At 74.1% G+C, this 25,431-nt stretch carries 30 protein-coding genes; 9 read left to right on the top strand and 21 right to left on the bottom strand.

The features are described 5' to 3' along the window. Nucleotides 1-27: 27 nt before the first annotated feature. Nucleotides 28-1,284: a histidine--tRNA ligase gene (hisS, locus tag H596_RS0112070; RefSeq protein WP_027285111.1), complete on the top strand. Its 1,257-nt coding sequence runs from the start codon at nucleotides 28-30 to the stop codon at nucleotides 1,282-1,284. Here the strand turns inward: hisS and H596_RS0112065 are convergent, their stop codons facing one another. The 6 genes from H596_RS0112065 to sdhC form a co-directional block, all read right to left on the bottom strand. After that, nucleotides 1,285-1,707 carry a DUF1489 family protein gene (locus H596_RS0112065; protein ID WP_027285110.1) on the bottom strand — a complete coding sequence of 141 codons (423 nt, stop codon included), beginning with the start codon at nucleotides 1,705-1,707 and terminating at the stop codon, nucleotides 1,285-1,287. It lies immediately after the preceding gene. 242 nt (nucleotides 1,708-1,949) lie between these two features. After that, nucleotides 1,950-2,720, bottom strand: coding sequence for a hypothetical protein (locus H596_RS0112060; RefSeq protein ID WP_027285109.1), 771 nt, complete (start codon nucleotides 2,718-2,720; stop codon nucleotides 1,950-1,952). A 5-nt stretch (nucleotides 2,721-2,725) separates the two neighbouring features. Continuing rightward, nucleotides 2,726-3,508 (bottom strand): succinate dehydrogenase iron-sulfur subunit, encoded by a 783-nt coding sequence (locus H596_RS0112055; RefSeq protein ID WP_027285108.1) that lies wholly within the window; start codon nucleotides 3,506-3,508, stop codon nucleotides 2,726-2,728. Between the two features lie 13 nt (nucleotides 3,509-3,521). After that, nucleotides 3,522-5,333 carry a succinate dehydrogenase flavoprotein subunit gene (sdhA, locus tag H596_RS0112050; RefSeq protein WP_027285107.1) on the bottom strand — a complete coding sequence of 604 codons (1,812 nt, stop codon included), beginning with the start codon at nucleotides 5,331-5,333 and terminating at the stop codon, nucleotides 3,522-3,524. A gap of 94 nt (nucleotides 5,334-5,427) precedes the next feature. Next, complete coding sequence (gene sdhD / locus H596_RS0112045) at nucleotides 5,428-5,835, bottom strand: succinate dehydrogenase, hydrophobic membrane anchor protein (RefSeq protein ID WP_027285106.1); 408 nt, start codon at nucleotides 5,833-5,835, stop codon at nucleotides 5,428-5,430. A gap of 4 nt (nucleotides 5,836-5,839) precedes the next feature. Continuing rightward, nucleotides 5,840-6,277, bottom strand: coding sequence for a succinate dehydrogenase, cytochrome b556 subunit (sdhC, locus tag H596_RS0112040; protein WP_027285105.1), 438 nt, complete (start codon nucleotides 6,275-6,277; stop codon nucleotides 5,840-5,842). Between the two features lie 326 nt (nucleotides 6,278-6,603). Between sdhC and H596_RS21300 the strand changes: the two genes are divergently transcribed. Further along, the gene (locus H596_RS21300; protein WP_169579869.1) at nucleotides 6,604-7,602 is read left to right on the top strand and encodes a Bug family tripartite tricarboxylate transporter substrate binding protein; all 999 of its coding nucleotides are present in this window, start codon (nucleotides 6,604-6,606) and stop codon (nucleotides 7,600-7,602) included. 49 nt (nucleotides 7,603-7,651) lie between these two features. Further along, on the top strand, nucleotides 7,652-7,993 hold the full coding sequence (locus H596_RS21295) for a hypothetical protein (protein WP_051212889.1): 342 nt from the start codon (nucleotides 7,652-7,654) through the stop codon (nucleotides 7,991-7,993). A gap of 60 nt (nucleotides 7,994-8,053) precedes the next feature. On the opposite strand, the gene H596_RS0112025 is transcribed toward H596_RS21295, so the two are convergent. The 11 genes from H596_RS0112025 to gluQRS all read right to left on the bottom strand — a co-directional run bounded on the left by H596_RS0112025 (nucleotide 8,054) and on the right by gluQRS (nucleotide 17,233). Next, on the bottom strand, nucleotides 8,054-9,007 hold the full coding sequence (locus H596_RS0112025) for an agmatinase (RefSeq protein WP_037301157.1): 954 nt from the start codon (nucleotides 9,005-9,007) through the stop codon (nucleotides 8,054-8,056). Nucleotides 9,008-9,011: 4 nt separating this feature from the next. Further along, nucleotides 9,012-9,998, bottom strand: a complete 987-nt coding sequence (locus H596_RS0112020; protein ID WP_037301155.1) for a Bug family tripartite tricarboxylate transporter substrate binding protein — start codon at nucleotides 9,996-9,998, stop codon at nucleotides 9,012-9,014. 309 nt (nucleotides 9,999-10,307) lie between these two features. After that, nucleotides 10,308-10,700: a RidA family protein gene (locus H596_RS0112015; protein WP_027285102.1), complete on the bottom strand. Its 393-nt coding sequence runs from the start codon at nucleotides 10,698-10,700 to the stop codon at nucleotides 10,308-10,310. Continuing rightward, the gene (locus tag H596_RS0112010) at nucleotides 10,697-11,374 is read right to left on the bottom strand and encodes a hypothetical protein (RefSeq protein ID WP_027285101.1); all 678 of its coding nucleotides are present in this window, start codon (nucleotides 11,372-11,374) and stop codon (nucleotides 10,697-10,699) included. Before H596_RS0112010 ends, H596_RS0112015 begins: the two co-directional genes overlap by 4 nt. Next, entirely contained in the window at nucleotides 11,371-12,327 is a 957-nt protein-coding gene (hslO, locus tag H596_RS0112005; protein WP_051212887.1) for an Hsp33 family molecular chaperone HslO, read from the bottom strand. The genes H596_RS0112010 and hslO overlap by 4 nt, the downstream gene beginning before the upstream one ends. Before the next feature lie 151 nt (nucleotides 12,328-12,478). After that, on the bottom strand, nucleotides 12,479-12,943 hold the full coding sequence (locus H596_RS0111995; protein WP_027285099.1) for a MarR family winged helix-turn-helix transcriptional regulator: 465 nt from the start codon (nucleotides 12,941-12,943) through the stop codon (nucleotides 12,479-12,481). An 89-nt stretch (nucleotides 12,944-13,032) separates the two neighbouring features. Continuing rightward, on the bottom strand, nucleotides 13,033-13,446 hold the full coding sequence (locus H596_RS21290) for a DUF3293 domain-containing protein (protein ID WP_051212885.1): 414 nt from the start codon (nucleotides 13,444-13,446) through the stop codon (nucleotides 13,033-13,035). A gap of 3 nt (nucleotides 13,447-13,449) precedes the next feature. Beyond that, nucleotides 13,450-14,634: a class I SAM-dependent rRNA methyltransferase gene (locus H596_RS0111985; protein ID WP_027285098.1), complete on the bottom strand. Its 1,185-nt coding sequence runs from the start codon at nucleotides 14,632-14,634 to the stop codon at nucleotides 13,450-13,452. Then, entirely contained in the window at nucleotides 14,631-15,515 is an 885-nt protein-coding gene (locus H596_RS0111980; protein WP_027285097.1) for a DMT family transporter, read from the bottom strand. The genes H596_RS0111985 and H596_RS0111980 overlap by 4 nt, the downstream gene beginning before the upstream one ends. Then, entirely contained in the window at nucleotides 15,512-16,399 is an 888-nt protein-coding gene (locus tag H596_RS21285; RefSeq protein WP_245584004.1) for a DMT family transporter, read from the bottom strand. Before H596_RS21285 ends, H596_RS0111980 begins: the two co-directional genes overlap by 4 nt. 9 nt (nucleotides 16,400-16,408) lie before the next feature. Continuing rightward, entirely contained in the window at nucleotides 16,409-17,233 is an 825-nt protein-coding gene (gluQRS, locus tag H596_RS0111970) for a tRNA glutamyl-Q(34) synthetase GluQRS (protein ID WP_027285096.1), read from the bottom strand. 203 nt (nucleotides 17,234-17,436) lie between these two features. Between gluQRS and H596_RS0111965 the strand changes: the two genes are divergently transcribed. The 4 genes from H596_RS0111965 to H596_RS0111950 are packed head-to-tail and all read left to right on the top strand — an operon-like array spanning nucleotide 17,437 to nucleotide 20,617. Next, the gene (locus tag H596_RS0111965) at nucleotides 17,437-18,024 is read left to right on the top strand and encodes an HNH endonuclease (protein ID WP_027285095.1); all 588 of its coding nucleotides are present in this window, start codon (nucleotides 17,437-17,439) and stop codon (nucleotides 18,022-18,024) included. 58 nt (nucleotides 18,025-18,082) lie between these two features. After that, nucleotides 18,083-18,907, top strand: a complete 825-nt coding sequence (gene dapD, locus H596_RS0111960) for a 2,3,4,5-tetrahydropyridine-2,6-dicarboxylate N-succinyltransferase (RefSeq protein ID WP_027285094.1) — start codon at nucleotides 18,083-18,085, stop codon at nucleotides 18,905-18,907. Then, nucleotides 18,900-20,054, top strand: coding sequence for a succinyl-diaminopimelate desuccinylase (dapE, locus tag H596_RS0111955; RefSeq protein ID WP_027285093.1), 1,155 nt, complete (start codon nucleotides 18,900-18,902; stop codon nucleotides 20,052-20,054). The genes dapD and dapE overlap by 8 nt, the downstream gene beginning before the upstream one ends. Next, on the top strand, nucleotides 20,051-20,617 hold the full coding sequence (locus H596_RS0111950; protein WP_027285092.1) for a hypothetical protein: 567 nt from the start codon (nucleotides 20,051-20,053) through the stop codon (nucleotides 20,615-20,617). The genes dapE and H596_RS0111950 overlap by 4 nt, the downstream gene beginning before the upstream one ends. A 92-nt stretch (nucleotides 20,618-20,709) precedes the next feature. Here the strand turns inward: H596_RS0111950 and truA are convergent, their stop codons facing one another. From truA to def, 3 genes are read right to left on the bottom strand one after another with little or no spacing between them, the layout of a single operon-like run. Beyond that, nucleotides 20,710-21,474 carry a tRNA pseudouridine(38-40) synthase TruA gene (gene truA / locus H596_RS0111945; protein WP_027285091.1) on the bottom strand — a complete coding sequence of 255 codons (765 nt, stop codon included), beginning with the start codon at nucleotides 21,472-21,474 and terminating at the stop codon, nucleotides 20,710-20,712. Beyond that, on the bottom strand, nucleotides 21,474-22,385 hold the full coding sequence (gene fmt / locus H596_RS0111940) for a methionyl-tRNA formyltransferase (protein WP_027285090.1): 912 nt from the start codon (nucleotides 22,383-22,385) through the stop codon (nucleotides 21,474-21,476). Before fmt ends, truA begins: the two co-directional genes overlap by 1 nt. A 23-nt stretch (nucleotides 22,386-22,408) precedes the next feature. Beyond that, nucleotides 22,409-22,936 (bottom strand): peptide deformylase, encoded by a 528-nt coding sequence (def, locus tag H596_RS0111935; RefSeq protein WP_027285089.1) that lies wholly within the window; start codon nucleotides 22,934-22,936, stop codon nucleotides 22,409-22,411. Between the two features lie 118 nt (nucleotides 22,937-23,054). Here def and H596_RS0111930 point away from each other — a divergent pair, with 118 nt between their 5' ends. Both H596_RS0111930 and H596_RS0111925 read left to right on the top strand, forming a co-directional pair. Further along, nucleotides 23,055-23,519: an Hsp20 family protein gene (locus H596_RS0111930; protein WP_027285088.1), complete on the top strand. Its 465-nt coding sequence runs from the start codon at nucleotides 23,055-23,057 to the stop codon at nucleotides 23,517-23,519. A 122-nt stretch (nucleotides 23,520-23,641) separates the two neighbouring features. Continuing rightward, nucleotides 23,642-24,619, top strand: coding sequence for a Bug family tripartite tricarboxylate transporter substrate binding protein (locus H596_RS0111925; protein ID WP_027285087.1), 978 nt, complete (start codon nucleotides 23,642-23,644; stop codon nucleotides 24,617-24,619). Between the two features lie 406 nt (nucleotides 24,620-25,025). Here the strand turns inward: H596_RS0111925 and H596_RS0111920 are convergent, their stop codons facing one another. After that, the gene (locus H596_RS0111920; protein ID WP_027285086.1) at nucleotides 25,026-25,304 is read right to left on the bottom strand and encodes a hypothetical protein; all 279 of its coding nucleotides are present in this window, start codon (nucleotides 25,302-25,304) and stop codon (nucleotides 25,026-25,028) included. Nucleotides 25,305-25,431: the final 127 nt, after the last annotated feature.

The following is a 25,431-nucleotide window of genomic DNA, read 5'->3' as shown; positions in this document are numbered from 1 at the left end:
CGCGGGCGGCGCTACCCGCCCCGCATCATGGCGACCATCAAGCTCCAGCCGCCGCGCGGCACCCGTGACCTGATCGGCGAGGAGTTCCGCCGCCACCACCGGGTGATCAAGACGGCGCGGCGCATCAGCGCGCTCTACGGCTTCGAGGAATGGGCCACGCCCATCTTCGAGGACACGCGCGTCTTCGCCCGCGGGCTGGGCGAGACCTCCGACGTCGTCTCCAAGGAGATGTACAGCTTCGAGGACCGCGGCGGGGAGAGCATCACCCTGCGCCCGGAGAACACGGCGGGCGTCTGCCGCGCCCTCGTCTCCAACGGGCTCACGCAATCCCTGCCGCGCAAGGTGTTCTATGCCGGGCCCATGTTCCGCTACGAGCGGCCCCAGGCCGGGCGCTACCGCCAGTTCCACCAGATCGGCGCGGAGGTGCTGGGCGCGGCCGAGCCGCTGGCGGATGCGGAGGTGATCGCCTGCGGGCACCACATCATCCGCGAGCTCGGCCTGGCGGACGGCGTGGTGCTGGAGGTGAACACGCTGGGCGACGCGCCGAGCCGCGAGGCCTATCGCGCCGCGCTGATCGCGCATTTCGCCGCGCACCGCGACGAGCTCAGCGAGGACAGCCGCCGGCGCCTCGAGAAGAACCCGCTGCGGATCATCGACAGCAAGGAGCCCGAGGACAAGGCGCTGGTGGCCGGGGCGCCGACCATCGCCGCCTTCCTCACCCCCGCGGCCCAGGCGCATTGGGACGCGCTGCGCCGCCACCTCGACGCCTTCGGCCTGCCCTGGCGGGAGAACCCGCGCATCGTGCGCGGCCTCGACTACTACAGCCACACCGCCTTCGAGTTCGTGACGGAGCGGCTGGGCGCGCAGGGCACGGTGATGGGCGGCGGGCGCTATGACGGCCTCGTGGAGGAGATGGGCGGCCCGCCCACCCCCAGCGTCGGCTGGGCGGCGGGGGTGGAGCGGCTGGCGATGCTGATGGAGCGCGCCGGCCTCACGCCGCCCGCGCCGCGCCTCGTCGCCGTCATCCCGGTCAGCGAGGCGGAGGAGGGGGTGGCGCTCGCCCTGCTGCAGCGGCTGCGCGCGGCGGGGGTGGCGGCGGAGATGGCCTATCGCGGCAACCTCAAGCGCCGCATGGAGCGCGCCAACAAGCAGGGCGCGCGCGCCGCCTTCATCATCGGCGAGAGCGAGGCGGCGCGCGGGGTGGCGCAGTTCCGCGACCTCGATGCGGGGACGCAGGAGGAGGTGCCGCTGGAGGCGGCGGCGGGGCGCGTCGCGCCGGGCTGATCAGATCAGACAGGCCTCCCGCAGCGCGGCGCGCAGCGCGGGGGGCAGCGCCTCCAGCCCTTCGGCCGCCGGCGCGGCGGCGAGATCGGGCGGCGCGTCCTCGGCCGCGAGGTAGCGCCAGCCCTGGAAGGGCTTCTGCGCCCGGGCGGCCACCGGCACCAGCTCGGGATGCAGCACCAGGCCGCAGCAGGGCGTGCCGTCGTCCCAGCGGTCCTCGATCACGTCCAGCAGGCGCTGGCGCACCTGCACGAAGCCCCCGATCACCCAGTAGATGCTGCCGCCCGCCAGCAGCTCCTCGCGCCGCTTGGGCAGCATGCGCGTCTGATGGCGCAGCGGCGGCTCGGCCAGCGCCCGGCGCTCCTGGATCGCGCGCAGATGCGCCACGTCCCGCACGCCGACCGAGAGCTTGATGAGGTGCAGCATCGCCTTCCCCCATGTGGCGCGGGGGCGGAGTCGGGCAAGCGTCATGCCGGTGTTCCGGCACGCCGCTGCCCGCCAGCCTGGCGTGCGCGATAGGTCCGGCCATTCGGCCGCCCGTATCACACCAGCGGCCGCTTGCCGTGACGCGTGCGGCAGTCGCGCGGCCGCTGGCATGCCTGTGTTTTGGCGCGCAGCCGCCACGCCAACCCTGCGCGCGATACGGTCGGCATGTGATGCCGCCCGTATCACACCAGCGCGGCGAGCAGCGCGCGCCGCAGCGCACCCTGCGGGTCCTGCCCCGGCCCGCGCGTGACGAGGGCGATGTGGCTGCCCTGCTCGACCAGGTGCCGCGCCCCGGGCAGCAGGGCGGAGGTGACGGCCACCTGCCCGTCATTGGGCCCCACCTTGTCCTGTAGCCAGAGCGCCAGCGCGGCCAGGTGCGGGCCGCGCGCGATGCGCAGCCGCGGGCGGAAATGGCTGGCCACCGTCACCACCGGCAGGCTGCGCACGAGGCGCTGGACGGCCTCGGCGTGCTCGGCCATCCAGGCCGCTCGCGCGGCGGTGGTGAGGTCGCGCAGGCCCTGGCCGCTGCCGCTGCGGAACAGCCGGGCCGTGGCGAGGGCAAGCCCCGTCAGCGGGCGGGATTCGGTCACGAGATCCGCCACCTCGCTGCCGTAGAAGGGCGACTGGAAGGCGAGGAAGGCGGCGCAGCGCGCGGCGGTCTCGGGCGCGACGAGCGCCGCCAGCGCCTCCACCCCGCCCTTGCTGTGCGCGATCACCAGCGCGCCCGGCGGGCCGTCCCTCAGCGCGGCGGCGAGGCGCTCGGCATTGGCGGCCACGGGGTCGGCGGTGGGAACCTTCAGCACCTCGGGCCGCGCGCCCTGCGCGGCCAGCCATTCGGCGTGCGCGTCCATGTAGTCGAGGCCGAGGCGCACCACCGCATCGCCCATCAGCCCGTAGCAGAGAAGGGCGCGGCGGCCGCGGAGGAACTCCGCCAGCCCCGCCCCCGGCTCCATGCGCGCTAGCCCTGCCGCTCGACCATGAGCTGCTTGATCTTGCCGATCGCCTCCGCGGGGTTCAGCCCCTTCGGGCAGGTCCGCGTGCAGTTCATGATGGTGTGGCAGCGGTAGAGGCGGAACGGGTCCTCGAGCTGGTCGAGGCGCTCGCCCGTCGCCTCGTCGCGCGAGTCGGCGATCCAGCGATAGGCGGCGAGCAGCACGGCGGGGCCGAGGTAGCGGTCGCCGTTCCACCAGTAGCTGGGGCAGGAGGTGGAGCAGCAGAAGCACAGGATGCACTCCCACATCCCGTCCAGCTTCGCGCGCTCCTCCTTGGACTGGCGGCGCTCCTCGTCGGGCGGGGGGGGCGTGTCGCTCTTCAGCCAGGGCTCGATGGAGCGGTACTGCGCGTAGATCTGCGTGAGATCCGGCACCAGGTCCTTCACCACCGGCATGTGCGGCAGCGGGTGGATGCGCACATCGCCCTTCACGTCCTCGATGGGCTTGAGGCAGGCGAGCGTGTTCAGCCCGTCGATGTTCATCGCGCAGGAGCCGCAGATGCCCTCGCGGCAGGAGCGGCGGAAGGTGAGCGTGCTGTCCACCTCGTTCTTGATCTTGATGAGCGCGTCCAGGACCATCGGCCCGCAGGCGTCGAGGTCCACCTCGTAGGTGTCCAGCCGCGGGTTCGCGTCGCCGTCCGGATCCCAGCGGTAGATCTTGAACGCCTTGACGTTCGTGGCCCCGGGCGGGGCCTTGAAGGTCTTGCCCTCGCCGACGACGGAGTTGCGGGGAAGGGTGAAGGTCGCCATGGTCCCGCTCTCCTCAATAGACCCGCGCCTTGGGGGGGAAGACCTGCACCTCGTTGGTCAGCGTGCGCATCTTCACGCCGCGGTAGTCGAGCCGCACCTCGCCCTTCTCGTCCATCCAGGCGAGGGTGTGCTTCATCCAGTTCGCGTCGTCGCGCTCGGGGTAGTCCTCATGGGCGTGGGCGCCGCGGCTCTCCTTGCGCGCCTCGGCGCTGACGATGGTGGTCATCGCGTTGCCGGCGAGGTTGTGCAGCTCGAGCGCCTCCACGAGGTCGCTGTTCCAGATCAGGCTGCGGTCGTTCACGCAGAGGTCGGAGAGGCCGGCATGCACCTTGCGCATCTTCTCCACCCCCTCGGCCAGCAGGGCGGAGGTGCGGAACACCGCCGCGTGGTCCTGCATGGTGCGCTGCATCTCGAGGCGGATTTCGGCCGTCCCGGTCGAGCCCTTGGCATGGCGCACGCGGTCGAAGCGGTCGAGCGAGGCCTCGCCCGCGCGGGGCGGGAGCGGCGGCTGCGGCGCGCCGGGCTTCACCGTCTCCACGGCACGGTGCGCGGCCGCGCGGCCGAACACCACGAGGTCGAGCAGGGAGTTGGTGCCCAGCCGGTTCGCCCCGTGCACCGAGACGCAGGCGGCCTCGCCCACCGCCATCAGGCCGGGCACGATCGCGTCCTCGTCCTCGCGCGTGGGGCGCAGCACCTCGGTGTGGATGTTCGTGGGGATGCCGCCCATGTTGTAGTGGACGGTGGGGAGCATCGGGATCGGCTCCTTCGTCACGTCCACGCCGGCGAAGATCTTGGCCGTCTCGGAGATGCCGGGCAGGCGCTCGTGCAGCAGATCGGCGCCCAGATGCTCGAGATGGAGGTGGATGTGGTCCTTTTTCGGGCCGCAGCCGCGCCCCTCGCGGATTTCGATGGACATGGCGCGCGAGACCACGTCGCGCGAGGCGAGATCCTTCGCGGTGGGGGCGTAGCGCTCCATGAAGCGCTCGCCCTCGGAGTTGGTGAGGTAGCCGCCCTCGCCGCGCGCCCCCTCGGTGACGAGGCAGCCCGAGCCGTAGATGCCCGTGGGGTGGAACTGCACGAACTCCTGGTCCTGCAGGGGAAGCCCCGCCCGCAGCACCATGCCGCCGCCATCGCCCGTGCAGGTGTGCGCCGAGGTGCAGGAGAACCAGGCGCGGCCGTAGCCCCCGGTGGCGAGCACCGTCTTCTGCGCGCGGAAGCGATGGATCGAGCCGTCCTCCAGGCACCAGGCGATGACGCCGCGGCAGACGCCCTCGTCGTCCATCAGGAGGTCGAGGGCGAAATACTCCACGAAGAACTCGCAGTTGTGCTTCAGGCTCTGCTGGTAGAGCGTGTGCAGGATGGCGTGGCCCGTGCGGTCGGCCGCGGCGCAGGCGCGCATCGCGGGCGTCTTGCCGTAGTGCTGCATGTGGCCGCCGAAGGGGCGCTGGTAGATGCGCCCGTCCTCGGTGCGGCTGAAGGGCACGCCGAAATGCTCGAGCTCGATGATGGCGGGGATGGCCTCGCGGCACATGTACTCAATGGCGTCCTGGTCGCCGAGCCAGTCCGACCCCTTCACGGTGTCGTACATGTGCCAGCGCCAGTCGTCCTCGCCCATGTTGCCGAGTGCGGCGCCGACGCCGCCCTGCGCCGCCACGGTGTGGCTGCGGGTCGGGAACACCTTGGTGATGCAGGCGGTCTTGAGGCCCGCGGCGCCCATGCCGAAGGTGGCCCGCAGCCCCGCGCCGCCCGCGCCCACCACCACCACGTCATAAGTGTGATCGACGATGCGGTAGGCGCCCATCGAAGGCTTGCTGATCGCGTTCATCCGTTCCGGTCCGTCCCGCCTCGCGCCGCCGCGCGGCGCGTCATCCCGATACTCGGCGCGCCCGGGCGCCGCGTCACATGCCGTTCCGCCACCGTCACGAGGCGAGGGCGATGCGCAGCACCGCGAAGGCGGAGGCCAGCGCCATCAGTGCAGAGCCGCCCTGGATGAGCAGGATCAGCCCCTTGCGCCGCAACTCGCCCCGCACATAGTCCTCCACCACCACCTGCAGCCCGGCGGCCATGTGGTGGAAGGTGGCGGCGATCAGCGCCAGCAGCAGCACCGCGTTCACCGGCGCGCCGATGAAGGCCAGCGTCTCCGCATAGGAGGCGCCGGCGAGGCCGATCAGGCTGATCACGAACCACAGCGTCAGCGGCAGCAGCGCGAGCGAGGTGACGCGCTGCATCCACCAGTGATGCGTGCCCGATTTCGCCGAACCCAGCCCGCGCACCCGCCCGAGCGGGGTGCGCAGCGCCGCCTCATGCACCGTCTTGCCGTCCGCCATCGCGTCAGTTCCAGAACAGGAGGAGGAGCACCCAGGTCAGCACGGTCAGCACGGCGGTGCCGATCAGCACCGCGCGCCCCGTGGCATAAACCGAGGGGAGATCGAAGCCGCGCCCGGCATCCCACATCAGATGCCGGATGCCGGCCAGCGTGTGGTACCAGCCTGCCGCCGTCAGCCCGAACAGCAGCAGCAGCCCGAGGAAGGAGCCGAGGAACCACTGCACCGCCGCGAAGGCGGCCTCGCCCGTGGCGGCGGCCATCAGCCACCACACCAGCAGCAGCGTGCCGGCCGACCAGATCACGCCCGTGATGCGGTGCATGATGGACAGGGCGCTGGTCATCTGCGCCATGTCATAGACCTGCAGATGCGGCGAAAGCGGGCGGCGGATCAGGCTTCCGTCGCTGCGCCGGCCGACGAAGCCGGCCTCCCTCGGGTCGGTCATGGGCTGAGCCTCCCTGCCGGGTTCCCGCCGCAGCCCAGCCCCGCGCGCCGCGCGCCGGCGTCGCCAGCCACCACCGGAACCGCGCCCGGCATCGGGAACTCCGGCATCGGGAACTCCAGCCTTGCTTCCTCGGCCTCGCTTCTAGGCGTCGCGTCACGGGGCCGTCAATCGCGCGCCCGGTCATGCGCATGCCGAATGTCTCGTCAGCGGAAAGTTACCCTCGGCGTGCAAATCCCCGGTTGACCTGGCCCGGGCGGCGCAAGACTCTGCGCGGCCGGGCCTCTGGGCCGCACCACCCACGCCGGCCGGGGAGGATGGGCATCGCCGTGATCCGAAGGATTCATGCCGCGCTTCTCGCGCTGATGCTGGGCGCGGCCGCCGCGGCCGCCGCCCAGCCGCAGCCGCCGGCCGGCAACCCGCCCCCGGCCGCCCCCCCCGCCGGGGCGGAGCCCATCCGCCTGCTCGTCGGCTTCCCGCCGGGCAGCACGGTGGACCTGCTCGCCCGCGCCGTGGCGGAGGGGCTGGCGCAGCGCGTGATGCGCCCGGTGGAGGTGGAGAACCGCACCGGCGGGCGGGGCGGCCTGGCCGCCGAGACCCTCGCCCGCGCCACGCCGGACGGCAACACGCTCGGAATCGTCCCGGCGAGCCTGCTGGTCCTCGACCGGCACCTCGCCCGGCAGCTCGGCCATGACCCACAGGCAGAGCTGACCCCCATCAGCCGCCTTGCCAGCATCCCGCTGCTGGTGCTGGGCCCCCCGGGGGCGGGGCCGCGCACCCTCTCCGAACTGGCCGATCTGCTCAAGGCAAGGCCCGGAAGTTGCGGCACTTCCGGGGCCGGAACGGTCAGCCACCTCACCCTCGAGCTGCTGCTGCGCACGCTCAACGCCCGCTGCGACATGCTGCACTACCGCGGCCGCAACGGCGCCGTCGCGGAATTGATCAGCGGGGGGGTCCAGGTCTATGTCGAGTCCGCTGTCATCGGACTGCCACTGGTGCGGGAGGGGCGCGTTCGCCCGCTCGCCGTCACCTCCCGCGCGCGCTCGCCGCTGCTGCCGGAGGTGCCGGCGGTGGGCGAGACCATCCCGGGCTTCGAGGCGGAAAGCTGGGTGGCCCTGATGGGCCCCCGCGGCCTGCCCGAGGTGCTGGTGAAGCGGTTCGAGGCGGCGGCCATCGCGGCGGTGCGTGACCCCGCGGTGGCCGGGCGGCTGCGCGCCCTGGCCGCGGACCCTGTCGGGGGAACGCGGACGGAGCTCGCGGCCACGATCCGCGCACAGGATTCCATTTGGGGGCCGGTGGCCCGCGCCGCCGGAGTGACCGCTGATTGACACCGCGCTCGAGGCTTCCATTCCCCGGAAGCTTGGATTCAAGCCCGGCATGGTCTGCTCCGTCCTGGAGCCGCCGGCCGGATTCAAGCATGGGCTGCCGGCGACCAACGCCTCCGAGCCCGAACTGATCCTCGCCTTCGCGACCGACCGCGCCTCCCTCGCCCGCGTGGCCGCGCGCGCGCTCGACCTCTACGGCGTGGGCGGGCGGCTGTGGATGGCCTATCCGAAGAAGAACGGCCCCATCCGCTCCGACCTCGACCGCGACCATGGCTGGGAGCCGCTGACCCAGGCCGGGCTGCTGCCGGTGACGCAGGTGGCGCTGGACAACACCTGGTCCGCCCTGCGCTTCCGGCTGCGCGAGGAAATCCCGACACTGGCGCGCAAGGCCTGATCGCGGGCCGAGCCGGGCGATCGCATCATCCCAGCGGCCGCCGGTATGATGCCGCCCGTATCACCCCGCCCGCGCCGCCGCGATCAGGCAGAGCAGCTCGAACAGCACCGTGGCCCCGGCCAGGGCGCTGACCCCGGCCGGGTCATGCGGCGGCGAGAGCTCGACCACATCGCCGCCGATCACCCGCGCGCCGCGCAGCCCGTCCAGCACGCCCAGCACCTCGCGCGGCGTCAGCCCGCCCCATTCGGGCGTGCCCGTGCCGGGGGCGAAGGCCGGGTCCAGCGCGTCGAGGTCGAAGCTCACCCAGCAGGGCGCGGCGCCGACCACCTCGCGCGCCCGCGCCGCCAGCCCGGCCGCGCCCAGCGCCTCGACCGCGGGCATGTCGAGCAGCGTGATCCCGGCCGCGCGCGCCCAGCCCAGGTCATCGGGGCCATAGGCCCCGCCGCGCAGGCCGATCTGCACCACCCGGGCGGGGTCGAGCAGCCCCTCCTCCACCGCGCGGCGGAAGGGCGTGCCATGGGTGAAGCGCGCGCCCAGGAAGCTCTCGGCCGTGTCGGAATGGGCGTCGAGATGCACCATCCCCCAGGGCGGGGGCGGCGCGGCGCCGGCCCGCGCCAGGCCGCGCAGCACGGGCAGGCTCATCAGATGGTCGCCGCCGGCCATCAGCGGCGCGGCGCCGCCGGCGCAGAGCTCTGCCACGAAGCCCTCCACGCTCGCGAGGGTGGCCGGGATGTCGAAGGGGCGCACCGGCGCATCCCCTGCATCCGCCACGCGGCAGAGATCGAAGGGCGCGAGGCCGCTGCGCCCGTGGCGCGGGCGGATCAGCGTCGAGGCCTCGCGCAGCGCGCGCGGGCCGAGCCGCGCGCCGGGGCGAAGCGTCGTCGCCCCGTCGAAGGGCACGCCGAACAGCGCGATGTCGAGGCCCGCGCGGCGCAGCGGCAGGCGGAAGAAGCTCGCGGGGCCGGAGAAGCGCGGGCTCTCGCTGCCCAGCAGGGGGCGGGGCCACTCCTCCACCGGCTCAGCCCTCGACGCGGATGTTCCGCTCGCGGATGACGCGGCCCCAGCGCTCGAACTCGGCGGCGACGAAGGCCTCCATCTCGGCCGGCGTGCTGGCCACGGCATCGAGCCCCGCCGCGGCCATGCGCTCGGCGGTGGGGCGGTGCGAGACGGCCTCGCGCACCGCCTCGGAGATGCGCGCGACCGCGGCCGGCGGGCTGCCCGCGGGCAGGGCGATCCCGCCCCAGGACTGGGCGGTGGCCCCGGGCAGCCCGGCCTCGGCGAAGGTGGGCAGATCGGGCAGCACGGCGATGCGCCGCGGCCCCGAGGTGGCCAGCGCCCGCAGCCGCCCCTGGCGCACCTGCGGCAGGGCGGAGGCGGGCTGGTCCAGCATCACCTGGATGGTGCCGCTCACGATGTCCGCCATGGCCTGGCCCGAGCCGCGATAGGGCACATGCACCATGCGGATGCCCGCCTCGGCCATGAAGAGCTCCGTGAAGATGTGCGTGCCCGTGCCCACGCCGGAGGTGCCGAAGCTGAGCTGCCCCGGCCGCGCGCGGGCGTAGGCCAGGAACTCGGCGATGCTGCCCACGGGCAGGGCGGGGTTCACCACCAGGATCACGTCGGTGGTGAAGAGCTTGGAGGCCATCACCAGCTCGCGCCGGACATCCACCGCGCGCATGAGCCCCAGATGCGGGGCGAGGGTGAAGGCGCCATTGGTGGCGACCAGCAGCGTGTGCCCGTCGGGCGCGCTGCGGGCGGCGGCCTCGATGCCCACCGCCCCGCCCGCGCCGGTGCGGTTTTCCACCACCACGCTCTGCCCGATGGTCTCGCTCATCCGCTCGGCCAGGATGCGCCCGCCCACATCGGTGCTGCCGCCGGGGGCGAAGGGCACGATGAGGCGCAATGGGCGGCTGGGCTGCCAGGCCTGGGCGCGGGCGGCGGCTGGAAGCAGCAGCGGCGCGGCGAGCAGGGCGCGGCGGGCGAGGCGGGGGCGGGCGATGCGCATGGGCGGTGTCCTTCCGGGGAGGGAAGCTTCGCCCGCCCCGCGCGCGCCGATCAATGGGCGCGGCCCTGTTATACCAGCGGCCGCTGATTTGGATTCCTCAGGAGGCGGAGCGGCCGCTGGTATGCCTTTGTTTTGGCGCGCAGCCGCCACGCCAACCCTGCGCGCGATACGGTCGGCATGTCATGCCGACCGTATCAGTTACCCACCGGCGGTCCCGACCCGCCGTGGATGAAACTGTGGCACTATGGTTTGGCTGGTGGAGAGGTCGGCATGCCGATGGTGCGCCAGAGCCCGCGTGTCAGTTTCTGTCTAGCCCGCCCGGAACGCCTCCGCCTCGACCTCCACGAGAAAGCGCGGATCGGCGAGCCCCGCGACGATGAGGAGGGTGGAGGTGGGCGCATGCCCCTCCAGCGCCTCGTCGCGCAGCGCGCGCCAGGGCTTCACCAGCGCCGTGTCGGTCAGGAACACGGTGATCTTCACGAGGTCGCGCACGCCCATCCCGTGCGCGGCGAGGATGGTGCGGAGGTTGGCCAGCGACTGGCGGATCTGCCCCTCCGCGGTCGCCGGCAGGCTGCCGTCCGGGGCGAGGCCCACCTGGCCCGAGATCACGAGGCGCCGCCCCGGCCCCTCGACCAGGCAGGCATGGGAATAGCGCGAGGCGGGGGCGCGCACGCCCTCGGGGTTCGTGAAGGTCAGGCTCATGTGCGGGGCAGCTCCTCGCGCTGGACGCCGGCGGGCGGGGGGGCGGCGCCGGCCGAGGGGGCCAGATAGGGGCGCAGCGCGCGCCGCACCTGGAACTCGAACTCGGTGTTGAGGTCGAACATGGTCAGCCGCAGCAGGGATTCGGCGGCGATGCGCCGGCCCTCGGCGGTGCTCTCGGCGTTGCGGCTGCGCGAGGCGGTGGCCTCGGCGAAGCCGAGGCGGCGGTCGTTCTCGCCCAGGATTTCGAGCCGTGCGGTCAGGGTGCAGTCCAGCCGCTCGCCCGGGTCGGCCGCGAAATAGCCGCCGCCGCGCGGGTTGCGCGCGCGCAGGATCTGGGCGCGCACCACGAGGAAGCGCGCGCGGTTCTCGCGCCCGAAGGCGGAGAGGCGGTCGCGCCCCATGATGCGCACGGCTTCGGCCGCGCTGGGCGAAAGTTCGCGCCCCACATCGCCGGGGCCGGCGTTGGGCGTGCGCTCGTCGATCTCCACCTGCGCCACATCGAGCGCGATGGGGGTGAGGTGGCGGTAGCCGATGGGCGGCCCCTCCAGCCGGGGCGGGGGGCTCGCGCAGGCGGCCAGCACGGCCGGGGCGAGCAGGAGGGTGCGTCGCGCCAGAAGGTGCGCGGAGGCATCGTCTCGCGCCAGACGGCGCGCGGGCGGGGCCGTCGCGCTCATGCCGCCCCCCCGGGCGCGCCGCGCAGCCCCTCGCGGGCGAAGCGGAAATCGTGGTTGCAGAACTCGCAGGTCATGGTGATCGTCCCGTCCTCGGCCATGTGGTCGAGATCCTCCGGCGGGAAACCCTCCAGCACGCCCGCGAGGCGCGAGCGCGAGCAGCGGCAGCCATAGGCGAGCGCGCGGGGCTGATCCAGCGCCAGCCCCTCCTCGTGGAACAGGCGGTGCAGCAGCCGCTCGGGCGGCAGCGCGTCGTCCAGCATCTCCTCGGCCGTCAGGGTGTGGGCCAGCGCGAGGGCGGTGGTCCAGGCCTCCTCCTGCGCCGCCTCGTCCAGCTCGGGGCCCACGCCGCCCTCGCCGGCCACGCGCTCCATCAGGAAGGCGGCGGCGCGCCAGCCCTCCGGCCCGCGCGCGCAGGCGAGGCGGACGAAGGCGCGCAGCTGCTCGGAGGCGGCGAAATAGCTGCCCGTCATCTCCGCCAGATCCGCCCCCTCGATGGCGACGATGCCCTGGTAGCGGTCCATCTGCGGCCCCTGGTCGCAGGTGAAGGCTAGGTAGCCCTTGCCGAGCAGCGCCCGCGGCGAGGGGTTGCGGCCGTAGCGGGCGAGCTTCTCCGCCTCCACCCGGGCATAGCCGCGCAGCGCCCCGGTGTGGGTGCAGTCGGCCAGCAGCATGGGCACGGGGCCATCGCCCTTGGCCTGCAGCGAGAAGCTGCCCTGGTATTTCAGCGCCGAGGCGAGGCCCGCGGTCAGCGCCAGCGCCTCGCCCTGCAGCCGCGTCACCGGCTCGGGATGGTCGTGGCGGGTGAGCAGCGCCTCGGCCAGCGGGCCGAGCCGCACCAGCCGCCCGCGCACCGGCTTGCGCCGCAGGTGGAAGGGGTTGACGCCGCGCGGCACCACGAGATCGGGCACCGGCGGGCGGTCATGGTCGAGGAAGTCGGGCCGGGTCGCGCTCACGCCCGGGCGATAGCGCAGATCGGGACGGTCCGGAATGCTCGCGGCGCCGGCCCCGCCCTCAGCGGAAGACGAGGACCAGGATCTGCACCACAGCCGCGACGGTGGCGGCGATCAGCACCCAGCCGCCGAGCCGCCCCGGATCGGGCACGCCTCAGGCCGCCAGCGCCCGGCGCGGGCGGGCGGGGCGGACGATCATCTCGCGCAGCAGGGCCTTGAAGGCCTCGGCGTCGAGCTGAGGGAAGCGCTGGATCACCTGCGCCTCGTGCCGCTTGGCGGCCTCCAGCGGCTCCTTCACCAGCTCCTGCCCCTTGGGGGTGAGCTCGATGCGGACCACCCGGCGGTCCCTGGGGTCGGGCAGGCGGCGCACCAGCCCGTCGCGCACCATCCGGTCGAGCAGCTTGGTCATGGTGGGCTGCTGCAGCAGGCAGGCGTCGGCGAGGCCGGTCACGGTCTGCGGCTCGGCGCCCGAGAGGCTGGCCAGCACCCGCCAGACCGGCACGGTGAGGCCGGCGCGGCGCAGCGAGGCGTGGAACTCGGCCGAGATCGTGTGGGAGGCCCGCGCCAGCAGGTAGAGCAGGTAGTCGTCCACGAAGCGGTGGGGGGCGTGTTCGCTCATGAAACCGATCCCGATGCAGCCAATGTCCGGGCCTGAATCTCCGCCCGGGCCCGGCGCGCCGCAACCTCGGAAAACTACGCATGGGAACTCTACGCAGGGGCATGGGGCGCGGGGCTGGCCCGCGGCCCGGCGATGTAGAGCAGCCGCGCGGGCCGGCCGCGCGGGACGAGCACCACGGCCGCCTGGCGGAAGCGCCGGGCGAGGCGCCGCGCGGCGGTGCGGGAGAGGGCGGCCAGCAGCATCGCCTCGCGCCAGCGGCCCAGCGCGCCCTCGCCTGTCTCATGCGCTGCGGGGCCGAGGGCGCGGCGCAGCGCCGCCATGGCGCGCGCGTTCCAGCGCCCCGGCATGGGGCGCGAGAGCGGGTTCCAGGCGGTGAGGAAGACTCCCTGGGCCGCGCCATGCCGCAGCAGCCAGCGATCGGCCGAGGCGCTGCGCCGCCCCACCCGCACCGCCACCGCGCCCGCGCGGTAGAGGCTCGCGCGATAGGCGGCGTGGCGCGTCACGGCTCAGTCCAGCGCAAAGAGCATCGCCTTGAGATAGGCGCTCTCCGGCAGCAGCGGGTGCACGGGATGGTCCGGCCCCGCCCCGCCGCTCCAGAGCAGCCGCGCCTCGCGCCGCGCGCGCCAGAGCCCCTGCGCCGCCGCGTCCAGGAACTCGCCCGGCCCCACATGGTGCGAGCAGGAGGCGAGGAAGAGCACGCCCCCCGGCGCGGTGACCTGCGCGGCCAGCCGCGCGAGGCGCTGATAGGCCCGCAGCGCGGCCGGGATGTCCTTGCGCGCCTTGGCGAAGGCGGGCGGGTCGGCCACCACCACGCCGAAGCGGCGGCCCTCGGCCGCCATGCGCTCCAGCGCCTCCATCGCCTCGCCGCGCAGCGCCTCCACCCGCCCGGCGAGGCCGTTCGCGCGCGCGCTCTCCCTGGCGAGGGCGAGGGCGTGCTCCGAACGGTCGAGCAGCGTGACCTGGCGGGCGCCCGCCCGGGCCGCCACCAGGCCGAAGCCGCCGGTGTGGCAGAAGGCGTCGAGCATCGTCTCGCCCGCGGCGAGGGCGGCGACGCGCCGGCGGTTCTCGCGCTGGTCGTGGAACCAGCCCGTCTTCTGCCCGCCGAGCAGGTCCACCTCGAAGGCGAGGCCGCCCTCCTCCACCCTTGCGCGCGCCTCGGCGCCGTGCAGCAGCCGCGCGTGCTGGTCGAGGCCCTCGAGCGCGCGCACCGCCGCGTCGTTGCGCGCCGCGACGGCCCGGGGCGCGAGCAGCCCCCGCAGCGCCTCGAGGATCAGCGGCGTGGCGGCCTCCATGCCCGCGGTGTTGGCCTGCAGCGCGATGGCGTCGCCGTAGCGGTCGAGGATCAGGCCCGGCAGCCCGTCCGCCTCGGCATGGACGAGGCGGTGATGCGCGCCGAGGCCGAGCCGCGCGCGCAGCGCCATCGCCGCCTCGATGCGGCGCGCGAACCAGGCGGCGTCGATGCGCGCCTCGGCGTCGCGGTCCAGAAGGCGCAGCGCGATCAGGCTGTGCGGGTTGAAGTGCCACAGCCCGTGGCGCACGCCGTCATCGCCCTCGAGCCGCACGGTGCTGCCCGGCGGCAGGGCGCGGGCGGCGGGCGTCATCGCCACCTCGTTCGAGAAGGCCCAGGGGTGGCCCGCCTTCACCCGGCGGTCGCGCCCCGGCAGCAGGCGGATCAGCGGGGGCGCGCTCATGCCCGGCCCCCGCCGGCGCGCGCGGCGATGAGGATGGCCGCGCCCGTCATCGCCAGCGCGGCGAGCTCGCGCCCGCCCACCGGCTCGCCCAGCATCAGCGCGGCGGCGGCCACGCCGATGACGGGCGAAAGCAGGGTTCCGAGCGCCGCGGCGGAGGCGGGCAGGCGCCGCAGCGCGGCGAACCAGGCGAGGTAGCAGGAGGAAATCGGCACCATGACCATCCAGAGCACGGCGAGCCATCCCGTGCGCGTCACCTCCTGCCACGCCGGCGCCTCGAGCGCGAGGGCGGCCAGCGGCAGCGGCAGGCAGCCGAGGCTCATCTGCCAGAAGATGGCGGCGACCGGCGGCAGGGCGAGCGGCGCGCGCTTCATCAGCACCGCGCCCAGCGCGAAGAGGAAGGTGGCGCAGAGCATCAGCAGCACGCCCGGAAGCTGGCCCGCCCCGGGGGCGCGCGCCTCGCCGGCGAAGAGCGCCAGCACCCCGCCGAGCCCGAGCAGCAGCGCGAGCAGCCGCGCGGGCGTGAGCGCCTCGCGCAGCAGCAGCGCGCCGAGCAGCGTGGCCCAGACGGGCATGATGGCCGCGACGATGGCGATCTCGGCGGCCGTGAGATACAGCAGCGCGAGCGTCGTCGGCGCCATCCAGCAGGTGACGTTGAGAAAGGCCGCAAGCGGCAGCCGCGGCCAGACGGCGCGCGGCGGCCACAGCGCCTCGCCGCGCAGCCGGGCGGCCGCCAGCAGCAGCAGGCAGGCGAGATAGGCCGTGAGCGCCCGGGCCGAGAAGGGCGGGATTTCGGCGAAGACGAGCTTCAGCACCGGCCAGGTGGAGCCCCAGCCGAAGGAGGTGAAGAGCAGCAGCGCCACCCCCGCCGCGCGCGGGCTCATGGCGCGCGCGCCTCGCCCGCGCGCACGGCGAGCGCCACCCCCGCCAGGATGCAGCCCAGCGCCGCGGCCTGCCGCCAGCCCAGAGCCTCGCCCAGCAGCAGCGCCGCGCCCGCCGTGCCGATCACCGGCACGAACAGCGTGCCCAGCGCCGCCGTGCCCGCGGGCAGGCGGCGCAGCGCGGCGAACCAGCAGACATAGGCCATGGCGAGCGGGACCAGCGCCATCCAGACGAAGCAGAACCAGGCCGTGGCCGAGAGCGCGCCCCAGCGCGGCGCCTCCAGCAGCAGCGAGAGCAGCGCGAGCGGCGCGCAGCCGAGGAAGAGCTGCCAGGCCACCGAGGCGTTGGGCGGCAGGGCGAGCGGCCGGCGCTTGGCCAGGACCGCGCCCAGCGCGAAGGCCACCGCCGCGCCCAGCACCATCGCCGCCCCCAGCCATTTCCCGGGACCGAGCGCCAGGGGCTGGCCGAGCACGAGCAGCGCCACGCCGAGCCCGCCGAAGCCGAGCGCGGCGATGCGCGCGGCCCCCAGCCGCTCGCCCAGCAGCGCCCAGGCCAGCAGCGCCGCCCAGACCGGCATGGTGTAGGCGATGATCGCCCCCTCCGCCGCCGAGAGCCAGAGCAGCGCCACCGTCGTCAGCCCCATCCAGGCCGTGACGTTGAGCGCGGCGAACAGCATCGTCCGCCCCCACAGCGCGCGCGGGATGGCGAGGCTCTCGCCGCGCGCCAGCGCCAGCAGCCCGAGCGCCGCCGCGCCCAGGAAGGCGGCGTAGGAGCGCGCGGCGAGCGGCGGCATCTCGGCCAGCAGCAGCTTGAGCAGGGGCCAGTTGGAGCCCCAGCCCAGCGTGGTGAGCATCAGCAGCAGCAGGCCGGCGGTGCGGGGCGTCACGGCGCGAGGCTACGCGGCATCGGGGAAGCCGGCCATGGCGCGCACCTGCGCGGGGCTCAGCCCCGCCTCGCGAAGGGCGCGCAGCGCGGGCGCCCCGGCCCGCTTGGCGAGCCGCTCGCCCTCCGGGCCCCGGATCAGGGCGTGATGGGCATAGAGCGGCTCGGGCCAGCCCATCAGCGCCTGCAGCAGGCGCTGGATGTCGGTGGCGGGCAGCAGATCCTCCCCGCGCGTGACGAGCGTGACGCCCTGCAGCGCGTCGTCATGCGTCGCGCAGAGATGGTAGCTCGCCGGCACATCCTTGCGGGCCAGCACCACATCGCCCTGGGCGAGCGGGTCGCAGCGGCGCGGGCCGTGGATGAGGTCGGTGAAGGCGAGGGGGCCCGTCTCGGCCAGCGCGCGCGCCACGTCAAGGCGCAGCGCATGGGGCTCGCCCGCCGCCACGCGCCGGGCGGCGCGCCCCGGATCGAGGCCGCGGCAGGTGCCGGGATAGACGGCCGCGGGCCCGTGCTGGGCGGCGATGGCGGCGGCGATGTCGGCGCGCGTGCAGAAGCACGGATAGAGCAGCCCGCGCGCGGCGAGAGCCTGCAGCACCGCGGCGTACTCGCCAATGTGGCGGGACTGCACGCGCACCGGCGCCTCCCAGCCGAGGCCGAGCCAGGCGAGATCCTCGAGGATGGCCTCGGCGAATTCGGGGCGGCAGCGCGTGGCGTCGATGTCCTCGATGCGCAGCAGCAGCCGCGCCCCGTGCCGCGCCGCGAAAAGCGCGGCATGCGCGTGGCCGAGGTGCAGCAGCCCCGTGGGCGAGGGCGCGAAGCGGGTGGTGTGCGCGGCCATCGCCCCTTGGTCGCGCCGTCATGCCGGGCGCGCAAGGGTTTCGTGACGTGCCCGTGAATCCGCCTCCGGCGACCACGCGACGGCTTGCGGCGCTGCGGCAAGCCTGTCATGCAGGCCATGCAGTTGTGGCGGCGAACCGACTCGGGAGCGCGCCGCTCCCGGCATCCGGGGTTCCTGCCGCGCCAGACGTGGAGGAGCTTCGCTTGCCCGACGGCAGTCTCATCCCCCAGGTCTCCGGCCCCGGCGGCTTCCCCGCCCTGGTGCTGAACGCGGATTTCCGTCCGCTCTCCTATTTCCCGCTCTCGGTGTGGTCCTGGCAGGATGCGGTGAAGGCCGTGGTGCTGGAGCGCGTTTCGGTGCTGAGCGAATACGAGACGGAGGTGCGCTCGCCCTCCTTCTCGCTGCGGCTGCCCTCGGTCATCGCGCTGCGCGACTACATCCCCGCCGCGCGCCGCCCCGCCTTCACGCGCTTCAACGTCTTCCTGCGCGACCGTTTCGAGTGCCAGTACTGCGGCGAGGCGAAGCCCGCGCAGGAGCTCACCTTCGACCATGTGATCCCGCGCTCGCGCGGGGGGCGCACCTCCTGGCAGAATGTCGTGGCCGCCTGCGGGCCCTGCAATCTGCGCAAGGGCAGCCGCCTGCCGCGCGAGTGCAACATGCTGCCCCGCCAGGAGCCCCGCCAGCCCACGAGCTGGGAGCTGCAGGAGAATGGCCGCGCCTTCCCGCCCAACCACCTGCACGAGAGCTGGCGCGACTACCTCTACTGGGATTCGGAGCTCGAGCAGGGCTGATTGACTCGCCCTCGCCCCGCTGCGAATCACGCGGCGCGATTCAGGAGCCGCTTGTCTGATGTCCCTGCAAGCCACCATCGAAGCCCTCTGGGCGCGGCGCGACAGCCTCTCCCCCGCGACGAAGGGCGCGGACCGCGAGGCCATCGAGGCCGCCCTCGACCTGCTCGACCGCGGCGCGGCGCGCGTCGCCGAACCCACGCCGCAGGGCTGGGTGGTGAACCAGTGGCTGAAGCAGGCGGTGCTGCTCTCCTTCCGGCTGGAGGACAGCGCGCCCATGGCCACCGCCGCCGGCGCCTACGACAAGGTGCCGCTGAAATGGGCGGGCTGGGACGCGGCGCGCTTCAAGGCCGCGGGCTTCCGCGCCGTGCCGGGCGCCATCGCCCGCCGCTCGGCCTACATCGCGCCGAACGTGGTGCTCATGCCCTCCTTCGTGAATCTCGGCGCCTATGTGGGCGAGGGGACGATGGTGGACACCTGGGCCACCGTCGGCTCCTGCGCGCAGATCGGGCGCAACGTGCATCTCTCGGGCGGCGTGGGGATCGGCGGCGTGCTGGAGCCCCTGCAGGCCAACCCCGTCATCATCGAGGACGACTGCTTCATCGGCGCGCGCAGCGAGGTGGTGGAGGGCGTGATCGTCGAGAAGGGCAGCGTGCTCTCCATGGGCGTCTTCCTCAGCGCCACCACGAAGATCGTGGACCGCGCGACGGGCGAGGTCTTCATGGGCCGCGTGCCGGCCTATTCGGTGGTGGTGCCCGGCTCCCTGCCCGGCAAGCCGCTGCCCGACGGCTCGCCCGGCCCCTCGCTCTACTGCGCCGTGATCGTCAAGCGCGTGGACGCGCAGACCCGCGCCAAGACCGCGATCAACGAGCTGCTGCGTGACTGATCCCCTCGCGCCGACCGACCCGATCCCGCTCGCGCAGGCGCTGATCCGCTGCCCCTCCGTCACGCCGGCGGATCACGGCGCGCTCGATGTGGTGCAGCGCTTCCTCGAATCCCTCGGCTTCGCCTGCGAGCGCCTGGTCTTCGGCCCGGAGGAGTGGCGGGTGGACAATCTCTGGGCGCGGCGCGGCAGCGGCTCGCCCCATTTCATGTATTGCGGCCACACCGATGTGGTCCCGCCCGGCGACCCTTCGCAATGGACCGACGACCCCTTCGCCGGCGTGGTGCGCGAGGGCTGGCTCTACGGCCGCGGTGCGAACGACATGAAGGGCGGCGTGGCGGCCTTCCTCGCCGGGCTCAAGGATTATCTCGCCGCGCACCCCGACCATCCGGGCAGCATCAGCCTGCTGATCACGGGCGATGAGGAGGCGCGCAGCGTGGACGGCGTGGCGCGCGTCATGCCCTGGCTCGCCGAGCGCGGCCTGCTGCCCGACATGGCCCTGGTGGGTGAGCCGAGCAGCTTCGCGCGCGTGGGCGATGTGATCCGCATCGGCCGGCGCGGCTCGCTCACCGCGCGCATCGCGGTGCACGGCAAGCAGGGCCACAGCGCCCTGCCGCAGAAGGCCGACAACCCGGTGCACCGGCTGATGGCCGCCCTCGCCCCGCTCATCGCCGCGCCCCTCGACCAGGGCACGGAGTTCTTCCCGCCCTCCACTCTGCAGGTGACGGGCTTCGACGTCGGCAACAGGGCGGCGAACGTGATCCCCGCCACCGCGCGGGCCATGCTCAACATCCGCTTCAACGACCTGCACACGCGCGAGAGCCTGACCGAGCGCCTCCATGCCGCGCTGCGCGCCGCGGGCTGCCGCTACGACATCGAGATCGAGAGCAACGCCGCCCCCTTCCTCACCGAGCCCGGCCCCTTCGTGGAGGCGCTGATCCGCGCCATCCGCCGCACCACCGGCGAGGAGCCGGAGCTGAACGCGGGCGGCGGCACCTCGGATGCGCGGTTCATCCGCGCCTATTGTCCGGTGGCCGAGTTCGGCGATGTCGGCGCCACCGGCCACCAGGTGGACGAGCGCGCCTCGGTGGAGAACCTCCGCACCCTCGCGGGCGTCTATCGCGCGATCCTCGAGGAGTGCCTCGGGTGACGCCGAGCATCCCCAACGGCCTGGCCGCGGCGCTGCTGCTGGCGCGCGGCCGGCCGGAGGGGCTCGCGCTGCTCGCGCCCGACATCGAGACGGCGCGCTTCTCCTTCCGCGCCGCGCTGATCTGCCTTCCCGCCTTCCTGGGCCTGCGCCTGCTCTCCTGGTCCCTGCAGGGCGAGCCGCGCAACGGGCTGATCATCGCGCTCGCGGCGGAGCTGGTGGGGTATGTCGTCTCCTGGGCGGGGTATGCGCTCGCCTCGAAGCTGCTGGCCGAGCAGGCGCAGCGCGGCGCGCATTGGCCGCATTTCATCGCGGCCTGGAACTGGTGCAACCTCGTGCAGTATCTGCTGCTGCTGGCGCTGATGCTGCCGCCGCTGCTCGGCCTGCCGAACTGGCTGGGCAACGGGCTGGGGCTGGTGGCGCTGGGCTATGCGCTCTGGCTCGAGTGGTTCGTCGCGCGCGCGGCCCTGGCCGTGGCGGGGCCGACGGCGGTGATGTTCGTGCTGCTCGACCTGGTGCTCGGCCTGTTCATCGGGGGCTTCACGGCGCGCATCGCGGGAAGCTGATACGGCCGGCGGCTGCGCCGGACCTATCGCGCCCGCCGGGTCGCCACCACACAACGCGGCACGCCGCGTTGGGGGCCGGTGGGGCGGGCGGCTCATGCCTCCCATGGCAGGGGCGGGTCGTAGTCCACGCCGAGGAAGGTGAGGCCCTCGGGCGGCGCGGTCTGCCCGGCGGCGCGGCGGTCGCGCCCCTCCAGCACGGCGCGCGGCCATTCCTCCCCGCGCCGGCCCAGCCCCACCTCGACCAGCGTGCCCACCAGGTTGCGCACCTGGTGGTGCAGGAAGCTGCGCGCGCTGGCGCGGATGTGGAGCTCCTCGCCCGCGCGCCGCACCTCGAGCAGGCTCAGCGTGCGCACCGCGTGCTCGGCCTGGCAGGAGGCGGCGCGATAGGCCGAGAAGTCATGCCGGCCCAGCAGGCGCTGGGCGGCGCGGTGCATCGCCTCCGCGTCCAGCTTCTGTGGCACGTGCCACACCCGCCCCTCCTCCAGCGCGGGCTTCGCCGGGCGGTTGAGGATGCGGTAGCGGTAGTGGCGCATCCGCGCCGAGAAGCGCGGCGACCATCCCTCGGGCGCGAGGCAGGCGGCGCGGATGGCGATGCGGTGCGGGCGGGTGTGGAAGTCGAGCGCGGCGCGCAGCCGCGCGAGGGGCAGGGGCTTCGCGATCTCGAGATGCACCACCTGGCCTTCCGCATGCACGCCCGAATCCGTCCGGCCCGCGGCGGTGGCGAGCGGCGCGACCCCGCCGTTCAGCGGGGCGGCGGCGGTCTCGATGGCCTCCTGCACCGAGAGCCCGTCGGGCTGGCGCTGCCAGCCCACAAGGCCCGCGCCGTGATACTCGACGAGCAGCGCATAGCCCGGCATCAGCCCAGCCGCGTGCCGGGCGGCAGCGGCGTGCCGCGCAGGAAGGCCTCGGCCTCCATCGCCGCGCGCCCCGGGCGCTGCAGCCGGATCAGGCGCAGCGCCCCCGCGCCGCAGCCGATGGTGAGCGGCGCGCCGGGCAGAACGAGGCCGGGCGGCCCGCCCTCTCCGGCCAGGGGCTCGGCCTCCCAGACGCGCCAGGCCTCGCCGCCCTGCTCGAACCAGGCTCCGGGCCAGGGATTCATCGCGCGGATGCGCCGATCGAGCTCCTCCGCCGGGCGCGACCAGTCGAGCCGGCCATCGGCCTTGCTCAGCTTGGGCGCATGGGTCACGCCGGCCTCCGGCTGCGGGATGGCGGGCGGATCCTCCTCGAGCGCGCGCAGGATCAGCCGCGCGCCCATCTCGGCCAGGCGGTCATGCAGCCAGGGCGTGGTGGCGCGGGGCGGCAGGGCGATGGACTCGCGCAGCAGCATGGGGCCGGTGTCGAGCCCCTCGTCCATGCGCATGATGGTGACGCCGCTCTCGGCGTCGCCGTGCAGGATGGCGGCCTGGATGGGCGCCGCGCCGCGCCAGCGCGGCAGCAGCGAGGCATGGATGTTGAGGCAGCCGCGCCGCGGGGCCTCCAGCATGGGGGGCGGCAGGATCAGCCCATAGGCCGCCACCACCGCCGCATCGAGGCCGAGCGCGGCGAAGGCGGCATGCTCCTCCGCCGCGCGGCGCAGCCGGGCGGGGGTGCGCACTGCAAGGCCGAGCTCCAGCGCGGCGGCGTGGACGGGGCAGGGGGTCTCGCGCTGCCCGCGGCCGGCGGGGCGCGGCGGCTGGCAATAGACGGCCGCGATCTCGTGCCCCGCCGCGTGCAGGGCGCGCAGCGCCGGCACGGCGAAGCCGGGGCTGCCCATGAAGGCGAGGCGCAGGCGGGGCGAGCCGGCGCGCGCGCTCACTCCGCCCGCGCCTTCGCGCGCTGCTCCTTGGCGAGCTTGCGCAGCAGCATGTTGCGCTTGAGCGCCGAGAGGTGGTCCACGAAAAGCACGCCGTCGAGGTGGTCGATCTCGTGCTGCAGGCAGACGCCGAGCAGCCCCTCCGCCTCCATCTCCCGCCGCGTTCCGTCGAGCTCGCGCCAGCGCACGCGCACGCGCGCGGGCCGCTCCACATCCGCGAACTGGCCGGGCAGGGAGAGGCAGCCCTCCTCGCGCACCGCGCGCTCCGTGCTCGCGGCTACGATCTCGGGGTTCACCAGCACCATGGGCTCGGGCTTCTCGCGCGGGCCCACATCGAGCACGACGAGGCGCAGCCCCACCCCCACCTGCGGTGCGGCGAGGCCGATGCCCGGCGCGGCGTACATGGTGGCGAGCATGCGCGGGGCGAGTTCGCGCACCGCATCGCCGTCCCCCTCGCCCACGGGGCGGGCCTTCTGGCGCAGGCGCGGATCCGGGACGATCAGGATGGGCAGGGGCGCGTCGCTCATGGCGGCGCGGAGTTAGGGCGCGGGGCCGAGCCTTGCAACGGTGCGGCATGCGGGCCAATTCTGCGCCGGGCGCGCTGCTTCGGGGCGCGCCCGGCTCGCTGCCCTCAGGAGGCCCCGCATGTCCCGCTCCTCGGTGTTCGGCTCGCCGCTCTTCCTCGGCTTCGACCATCTCGAGCAGATGCTCGACCGCGTGCAGAAGAACGCCGACGGCTATCCGCCCTACAACATCGAGCAGACGGGGGCGAACCGGCTGCGCATCACCCTCGCGGTGGCGGGCTTCGCCATGGAGGATCTGGCCATCACGCAGGAGGACAACCAGCTCGTCATCCGCGGCCGGCAGCGCGAGGAGGGCGAGGGGCGCGTCTTCCTGCATCGCGGCATCGCCGCGCGCCAGTTCCAGCGCGCCTTCGTGCTGGCCGAGGGCATCGAGGTGGAGGGCGCCTTCCTGGACAACGGGCTGCTGCACATCGACCTGCAGCGCCCGATGCCGGAGGCCAAGGTGCGCAGCATCCCCATCACCCGCCCCGGCGGCGGCGCGCCGCGCAGCGTGCCGCACCCTCGGCTGCGCGGCGAGGAGGGGTAGGCGCTCGCCTGCCGCGCCCTCGCCTCGGGGCGCGGCCGGCCCCTCGCTTGCCGGCGCGCGCGGGCGGTGATCACATGCGGCGCGAAGCATGCGGGGCCCGCCCCCCGCCAGGAGGAAAACGCGTGACCACCACCCGCCGCGCCGCGCTCGGCGCCGCCCTCGCCGCGCCTTTCGCCCTTGCGGGCCCCGGCAGGGCGCAGTCCTGGCCCTCGGGGCCCATCCGCATCATCGTGCCCTTCGCGGCCGGCGGCAGCACGGACGCGGTGGCGCGCCTCGCCGCGCCGGGGCTGACGCAGCGCCTGGGCGTGCCCGTGGTGGTGGAGAACCGCAGCGGCGCGGCCGGCAGCCTCGGCACCCAGGCGGTGGCCCAGGCGCGCAACGACGGCCAGACCTGGCTGCTGACCTTCGACAGCCACGCCACCCTGCCCGCGCTGCTGCCCAACCTGCCCTTCAACCTGACGAACGACCTCGACCCCGTGCTGCTGATCGGCGGCGCGCCCTATGTGATCGCGACCCGTCAGGACAAGCCCTACCGCAGCCTCGCCGATGTGCTGGCCGCCGCGCGCGCGCGGCCCGATGCGATCAACTACGCGAGCACGGGCAACGGCACCATCGGCCATCTGACCATGATCCTGCTCGCCGCGCGCGCCGGCGTGCGCATGGCGCATCTGCCCTATCGCGGCGGCGGCCTTGCGGTGAACGACACGGTGGCGGGGCATGTGGAGATGATGATCGGCAGCGCCGCGCTGGTGGCGCCGCAGATCGCCGCGGGCAATCTGCGCCCCATCGTCCAGTTCGGCCCCGAGCGCCTGCCTGCGCTGCGCGATGTGCCCACCGCCGCGGAGAGCGGATTCCCGGGCCTCGAGGCGGAGGCCTGGTGGGGCGTCTTCGCCCCGCGCGGCACGCCCGCGCCCGTGGTGCAGCGCATGGCCGCGGCGCTGACCGAGAGCTTCCGCGAGGAGCGGGTGATGCGCACCGTGACCGAGGCGCAGCAGGCCCGCGTGGTGCTGGGCGATGCGGCGCATCTGCGCGACTTCCTCGAGCGCGAGATCGCGAAATGGGGCGCGGTGGTGCGCGAGCACCGCATCCAGGCGGACTAGACAGAAACTGACATGCGGGCTCTGGCGCACCATCGGCATGCCGACCTCGCCACCACCCAAACCATAGTGCCACAGTTTCATCCACGGCGGGTCGGGACCGCCGGTGGGTAACTGATACGGGCGGCGCTAGGCCGCGCTAGACAGAAACTGACATGCGGGCTCTGGCGCACCATCGGCATGCCGACCTCGCCACCACCCAAACCATAGTGCCACAGTTTCATCCACGGCGGGTCGGGACCGCCGGTGGGTAACTGATACGGGCGGCGCTAGGCCGCGCTAGACAGAAACTGACATGCGGGCTCTGGCGCACCATCGGCATGCCGACCTCGCCACCACCCAAACCATAGTGCCACAGTTTCATCCACGGCGGGTCGGGACCGCCGGTGGGTAACTGATACGGGCGGCGCTAGGCCGCGCTGCGCCGCGCGCCCAACTGGCGCAGCAGGGCGAGGGTCGCCTCGCCCTGGCGCTGCGCCGTCTCCTCCGCGGCGGCGAGCAGCCCCGCAAGCCGCGCGGCCGAGCCGGGCGCAGGCGGGGCGCGCAGCGTCTCCGTCGCCTCGCGCAGAAGCCGCGTCAGCGCGCGCACCTCCTCCGTCAGTTCGAGCGCGAGATCGGCCGCATTGGGCGCGGGCGGAGCCTCCGCGGCCAGCGCGGCGAAGATCGCGGCGTCGGGCGAGGGCGACATGGGCATTCCTCCGGGCGGGGCCCCAAGCTTCGCGCCGGATTCTTTCCGAAGCCTTAACCGCCGCTTCGCCGCCCGTATCAGTTACCCACCGGCGGTCCCGACCCGCCGTGGATGAAACTGTGGCACT

Source organism: Rubritepida flocculans DSM 14296 (assembly GCF_000425365.1).
Classification (GTDB): domain Bacteria; phylum Pseudomonadota; class Alphaproteobacteria; order Acetobacterales; family Acetobacteraceae; genus Roseococcus; species Roseococcus flocculans.
This window is presented reverse-complemented; position numbering and strand designations above follow the sequence as displayed.